The 6,225-nt window shown below is 45.9% G+C and carries 6 protein-coding genes; 2 read left to right on the forward strand and 4 right to left on the reverse strand.

Annotated features, from left to right (window positions below):
* The 3 genes from ACR0P9_RS06410 to ACR0P9_RS06420 all read right to left on the reverse strand — a co-directional run.
* Positions 1-474 (reverse strand): sugar phosphate isomerase/epimerase family protein (locus ACR0P9_RS06410; protein WP_432618417.1); only part of this gene is annotated, 474 nt, incomplete at its 3' end.
* Between the two features lie 18 nt (positions 475-492).
* Positions 493-1,440: a sugar phosphate isomerase/epimerase family protein gene (locus ACR0P9_RS06415; RefSeq protein ID WP_432618419.1), complete on the reverse strand. Its 948-nt coding sequence runs from the start codon at positions 1,438-1,440 to the stop codon at positions 493-495.
* Positions 1,441-1,584: 144 nt separating this feature from the next.
* A complete protein-coding gene (locus tag ACR0P9_RS06420; RefSeq protein WP_432618421.1) occupies positions 1,585-2,565 on the reverse strand; it encodes an aldo/keto reductase in 981 nt (326 codons plus the stop codon).
* 463 nt (positions 2,566-3,028) lie between these two features.
* Here ACR0P9_RS06420 and ACR0P9_RS06425 point away from each other — a divergent pair, with 463 nt between their 5' ends.
* Positions 3,029-3,961 carry a helix-turn-helix domain-containing protein gene (locus ACR0P9_RS06425; protein WP_432618423.1) on the forward strand — a complete coding sequence of 311 codons (933 nt, stop codon included), beginning with the start codon at positions 3,029-3,031 and terminating at the stop codon, positions 3,959-3,961.
* 12 nt (positions 3,962-3,973) lie between these two features.
* Complete coding sequence (locus ACR0P9_RS06430) at positions 3,974-4,993, forward strand: Gfo/Idh/MocA family oxidoreductase (protein WP_432618425.1); 1,020 nt, start codon at positions 3,974-3,976, stop codon at positions 4,991-4,993.
* A gap of 57 nt (positions 4,994-5,050) precedes the next feature.
* Here ACR0P9_RS06430 and ACR0P9_RS06435 read toward each other — a convergent pair.
* On the reverse strand, positions 5,051-6,225 hold a 1,175-nt coding region (locus ACR0P9_RS06435; RefSeq protein WP_432618427.1), incomplete at its 5' end, for a LacI family DNA-binding transcriptional regulator.

Raw genomic sequence — 6,225 nt, forward strand, 5'->3', positions numbered from 1 at the left:
TTCAAAGCGATTGATGGTAAATGCACCGGAGCCGATAAACTCCAGAGCAAGGGAAATACCATGCGGCTCGCAAAGATCTGCCATTTGGTTAATCATCTCGACAGCGTCTTCCTTGATTTCAGGGATGGAAGCGTGTTCTTCAATGTTGAAGCTCGGAATCAAAGCGATGGTTTTCAGACCAATCGTGTCGAAAATCGGAATCAGGCGATTTAACTCGTCAAAAACCTTCTGCTTTTCTTCCGGTGTGCGCTTCCAGTTAAAGAACAGCAAACCGCTGTAGCTGGACGGCTTGAGATGATGAGTGTTGAACCATTCTGCCAGTTCCTCTGCCGTGTGATCTTTTAAGTATTCATCTAAAATATCAAAACGCAGATCAATGTAATCAAAGCCATACTTTTCAGCGGCTTCCAAATCAGCCATCATGGAATGATCGGGGCAGTGGTCACAAGAACCCTGATTAAAACAAAGTTTCATAATGCGTTCCTCTTTTCGTTAGTCTGGATAAGCTGCTGCCAGCGGCTTCATAAATTCAACGCCTTCTGCCAGCGGATTTTTCGGGAATCCGGTGTAATCCTCCAATTCAACGGACAGAATGCCGTTGTAGCCTGCCTGATGGAGTTCCTTCAAGAAGGAAGCCCACCATGCACTATCGCGTCCCTTGCCCGGAACATCAAAGCTCCAAGAACGGGCATCCATGTCAGCGCCCTTTTTGTTGTCCAGATTGCCATTTACCATTTGCTGCTGCTTGTGGAACACGCAGTCCTTCAGATGAACATGGAAAATAGATTCCGGAACAGCACGGATAATATCTCTGCCGTCTCCGCCCATCCACATCATGTGACTGGGATCCATGTTGATACCGAGGACATCCTTGCAGTCGCCGACACCTTCGCACAGACGCTCAAAGGTTTGCAGGTTATAAACGAGACAAGTTGGGTGCAGCTCAAAAGCAATGCGAACGCCATAACTGCGCGCTTCCTCTGCAATTTCCTTCCAGGCAGGGATGGCGACAGTGTTCCACTGGTAATCCAGGATCTCATAATTTTCTGGCGGCCAATGTGTCGTAACCCAGTTCGGACGTTCATCATTCGGGCCGCCTGCCGGCAAACCGGAATTGGCAACGACTGTCTTGACGCCGAGCATAGAAGCAATTTTGAATGCCTTGGTCAAAATTTCGCGGTCTTTCTTGCCTTCAATTGGATGCAGAACATTGCCGGCGCCGTTTAATGCGTCAATCTGAATGCCGTGTGCTTTGAATGGCTTTAAATATTCTTCTGCGGACAGCTTGCCGGAGAGCAGATCGTCAGCCGGTACATGGCTCATCGGAGACCAGCCGCCGCAGCCAAGCTCTACGCCTTTGATGCCGAGCTTTTCACAGGTTGCCAGAGTATCTTCGAGAGAATATGCTGCTAAACCATCGGTGAAGACACCAATATGCATATGAATACCTCCTGTATGTATATCCTTTTCCTGTATAGCTTGTGATACAAACCGGAGCGGATGATTGTATTACATCCACTCCGGATGCTGCATCACAAAAAAGAGAAAGTGAAAAAGGAATAAGGATAAAAGATAGAAATCAGTTTAAATGTTATAATCGTTCTTGTCAAACTTGATGTCGAAGGTTCTTGCAGCTTCCTTGATGGATTCCTCATTAAACGGACCATACAGCGGTACGCACGGGAATGCTTCGGAAGAGAAGTAACCGAGAACGACGTTGGTGATCGCGCAATCGTACTTTTTGCTCATCTCGACAACGCGGCGAGCCAGTTCCAGATTCTTCGGGGTTGCATATGGGCTGTTCTTAACGCCTTCCTCGCCCTTTGCAGCGAAGATGTGGAAGAAGCCGGATGCATTGCCCATGAACGGCATCATCAGCGTATCCAGTTCATTCTTGTGATACTCATACAGATCACCCTTGCAAGCGAGCATGGTGTCATCAGCGAGCGGATTCATGTACTTGGCACCGAGGTTCAGCAGAGCCTGATCGGCAATCGGACCGCGGTAGCCCATCTTGCGGCAGTAATCCATAGCGGCTTTCTGACGCTCTGCGGTCCAGTTGGACACGGCAAAGTAACGAATCTTACCTTCGCGGATGAAATCCTGCATGGTTTCAACCATTTCTTCAACCGGAATGCGCGGATCATCGCGGTGGTAGAAGTAAATATCAATGTAATCGGTCTGGAGCAGCTCCAGAGAACCTTCCAGATCGCCGCGCATGTCAGCCTTAGAGCAGCGATTGATGTGCAGATCGTAGTGCGGATTGGTGAATACCGGATGTCCGCCCTTGCTGGTCAGTACGATGTCATGACGGTTCTTGTTGCGCTTCATCCATTCGCCGGTAACGCGCTCGCAGCGGCCTACTTCATGAATGCCGTCTACGGCGATCCAGTCGGAGTAGACATGTGCGCAGTCGATCAGGTTGCCGCCTGCTTCAACAAAGGTGCCGAACATGGAATCAGCACTAGCTGCGTCTCTGCCCCATGCCACACCGGCATCTACCGTGCCCATGCCCATCGGGGAAATGTACAGGTCTGTGTTCGGAATGTTAAAGTTCTTCTCCATTTTTGTTTGCTCCTTTCAAACTCTTTACTGTTGCTCTCTATCTTGTTGATGCGCAATCGCTTGCGCTTGACTGAGTGCATGATACAATGGATTTTATTCGTTGACAATAGGCGAAAACTTACAATAATTTACTGAAAATTTTAGTTATTATATCTAAAATGTAACTTTCTTGCGGTGCTAAATCGCAAAATTGAGAGAAAAAACGAAACAGTTACGTAAACGTTTGCGCAAGTGTTTCGTTTGGGATTTTTGGCTGTGTGCGCGAATACGCAGACTTTACAAGAGAGAAAAGTTCAAAAATTGAGAGAATTCTCGATGTATGCGAAATGTATGAAAAAGTTGCTGTTTTTATTTGATTCATCAAGAAACCTGCTATTTTTGCGGTTGACAGTGCAAAAAAAACGTTGTTATAGTAAACGCAACGGAAATCGTATATGTGAACCGACAAAGAGGAGAGTGTGTTATGCAGAAGAATCAGGAGCTCAAAGTACTGAGTTACGTAAAGAAAGACTTTCAATCCGCGTTTCAAGGAGAGAACATGCCGAAGCTGCTGTATGTAGGAAAGACTCGTCCGGCGGCAAGTGCGCATCCGCGCATTATGCATTCGCACGAGGACTTTTTGGAAATGGTACTGATCGTCAGCGGAAGCGGAGAATATTTTATTCATGACAAGGTATGTCATGTAGAAGCTGGTGACTTGCTGATATATAACTCCGGCGTTGTCCACGATGAATTTGCGGGAAATAAGATTGAAATCGGCAGCTATTGTATTGCTATCGGCGGCATTCAGATGCCGGGACTGCGCAGAGATGCTTTGATTCCGGATGATTGCGGACAGATTTTTTCCTGCGGCGATGCATTTGAAGAAATTCGTGTTTTGCTCGAAATGATGTATCGGAATTTATCCGAATGTTATACTAGGGCTGAGGCTGTATGCAACGGTTTGATGTATGCCTTGCTGGAAAAAGTGCTGGTTATCCTGCATTGTTCTGATCAGACAGAGCGTGAAACGATCAAACCAAATGAACTGGGATTTCAAATCAAAGAGTACATTGACGAACATTATACTGAGCCGATGACGCTGCAAAATATCGCCGATTATCTGCATTTTAGCCCGTATTATCTGTCGCATGTGTTTAAAGAAATGAGCGGATATTCTCCGATTCAGTATCTGATCCGCCGCCGCATCGGAGAAGCGCAGACCTTGCTCATTACAACGGATCTGCCGATTACCCGCATCGGAGAAATGGTTGGATACGAGACACAAAACTATTTCAATTTGCAGTTTACTAAATGCGTGGGAATGCCGCCGAAACGTTTTCGGCAGAACTTTGTCGTACAGGATATAGAACCAAAGCCGCGGCGCAGAATGCGCAGTTATGCACTGGCACGATAGAAAGGAACTATCATGAAAACAGTAAAAATTGGTGTGATTGGACTGGGACGCCTGGGAATGGAGCACGCGACAAATATTTCCTCACGTGTTCCGGGAGCAGAATTGGCGGCGGTTTGCGATGTCCATGCGCAGCGCGTCGAGCAGGTAATGGAAGAGCTGGCGGTTCCATATGGATATACAGATTTTGCAGAAATGTGTGAAAATCCGAAATTGGATGCCATTGCTGTTGTGTCTCCTTCTGCGCTGCATCCACAGCAAATTGCATTGGCACTTTCCAAAGGAAAGCATGTCTTTTCCGAAAAACCACTGGGAACGACAGTGGCGCAGTGCAAACAGGCGGAAAAGGCTGTAGAAGCGTATCCAGACCGCATTTTTATGCTGGGATTTATGCGCAGATATGATACTTCGTATATGCAGGCAAAAAAGATCGTTGATGCGGGCAGGATTGGAAGAATTATCATGATTCGTTCTTATACGCAAGAATGTATTAAGACGATTGAAGGAGCGATTCAATTTGGTCCGACTTCCGGCGGTGAATTTTTAGACATGTGCATTCATGACATTGATACCTTTCGCTGGTTTACCGGTTCGGAGCCAAAAGAGCTGTGGGCGACGGGAGACTGTTATGAATTTCAAGAGTTTGCCGAATGGAATGATGCGGACAATGCCAGCTGTCTGATGAAATTTAGAAATGGCACGATGTGTTTTACGTTTGCGGGACATGCTGCACCGCATGGCACCAATGTCGAGACGGAAATTATGGGAACACGCGGCATTCTGCGGATTGGTTCTGTGGGAACGGACAGTTTATTGGAAATTATGTCGCAGGATGGCATCACACGCCAATGCTATCCGGATTTCCAGCGGCGCTGGCATGAAGCCTACATCGAAGAAATGTGCGAATTTGTTCGATGTATTCAGCAAAATCGAAAGCCGGAAGTGTCGGTATATGATGGAACCGCTTGCTCCAAAATTGCGTATTGCTGCAAGGAATCGTTTGAAACAGATCGCTTGCTGCAATATCAAGGATAATTTGGTATAAGAAAATCCAGAAGCTTATGTAAAAACAAGCTTCTGGATTTTTTTATCTTATTGAGAGGATTCGGGCAAAGCGCGGGTTGTCTTACGAATAATGAGTTTGGGAGTAAGAATTACTTTCTGCGGATTCCAATCCTCTTGATTTTCTACCATGTTAATAATCATCTGCGCGGCAAGTTTGCCGATTTGATACCGCAGCTGGTCAACGGTGGTCAGTTCGACCTGCGGCAGACCGGCAATTTCGTCGTTATCAAAGCCGACGATGCCGAAATCTTCTGGAACAGAAAGATTGTGATCGACAGCACATGTATACGCGCCGAGAGCACTGTCATCACAGTGACAATAGATGGCATCCGGCGGATCAGGGAGCTGAAACAGCTTTTCCATCGCCTCGTAACCGGCTTCAATGGTATATCTGCTGTGACAAACCAAAGATTCATCAAATGGAATGCCATATTTTTGTAAAGCACGCTGGTAGCCTTGCTGACGCAAATTAACCATATAAGAAACCGGATAACCGCCCATAAATGCAATGCGCTTATAGCCGCATTGGATCAAATATTCGATAGCCATAAAGCTAGAAGCTTCATTATCAATGTCTACATAACTGATATTTCCCTTCGCAGTATGATTGACCAGGATGGTTGGTATAGAAGCTGGCTCTGTGAAGGGAAGTTCGTCTGTTGATGGATTTAAGATGATGCCATCTACGCGCAGACTTTGCGCCAAAAGAATTTTTTCTCGTTCTATTTCAGGATCCCAATTGGAACTAAACAGCAAGACGTTGTAGTGCTTGGAAGCTAATTCAACTTCCGCAGCTTGTACGATTTTACTGAAGAAATTATGAGAAACATCCGGAATAATTACTGCGATCAGATGGGTATGCTTTCTTGTTAAGCTTTGCGCCATGGCGTTGGGCTGATAGCCGATTTCTTTCATGGTCTGCAAGATGTGCTGACGCGTTTTTTCGCTGACACCTTTTCGGTTATTGATTGCTCGTGATACAGTGCCGACAGAGCAGCCGACGATTTTTGCAACATCTTCGATTGTCTTTCCACCCATAGAATTGTCACCCTCTTTTATGATATAGTGGAATATTGCTTTTTTAATTATACCGGGTTCTACATATGATGTCAACGAAAAACGCATATAATAACGCAAAAATAACCGCAAAAATGCGCTTTTTATTTGTAACAAGAATTGTTTATTGTTGTATCTGCATGAAA

The sequence above is a fragment of the Butyricicoccus sp. genome, assembly GCF_050872565.1.
Lineage (GTDB): Bacteria > Bacillota > Clostridia > Oscillospirales > Butyricicoccaceae > Butyricicoccus_A.

Coding starts and splice junctions, on each gene's coding strand:
- ACR0P9_RS06415 (WP_432618419.1), bottom strand. CDS start 1,440: ATGCATATTGGTGTCTTCACCGATGGTTTAGCAGCATATTCTCTCGAA.
- ACR0P9_RS06420 (WP_432618421.1), bottom strand. CDS start 2,565: ATGGAGAAGAACTTTAACATTCCGAACACAGACCTGTACATTTCCCCG.
- ACR0P9_RS06425 (WP_432618423.1), top strand. CDS start 3,029: ATGCAGAAGAATCAGGAGCTCAAAGTACTGAGTTACGTAAAGAAAGAC.
- ACR0P9_RS06430 (WP_432618425.1), top strand. CDS start 3,974: ATGAAAACAGTAAAAATTGGTGTGATTGGACTGGGACGCCTGGGAATG.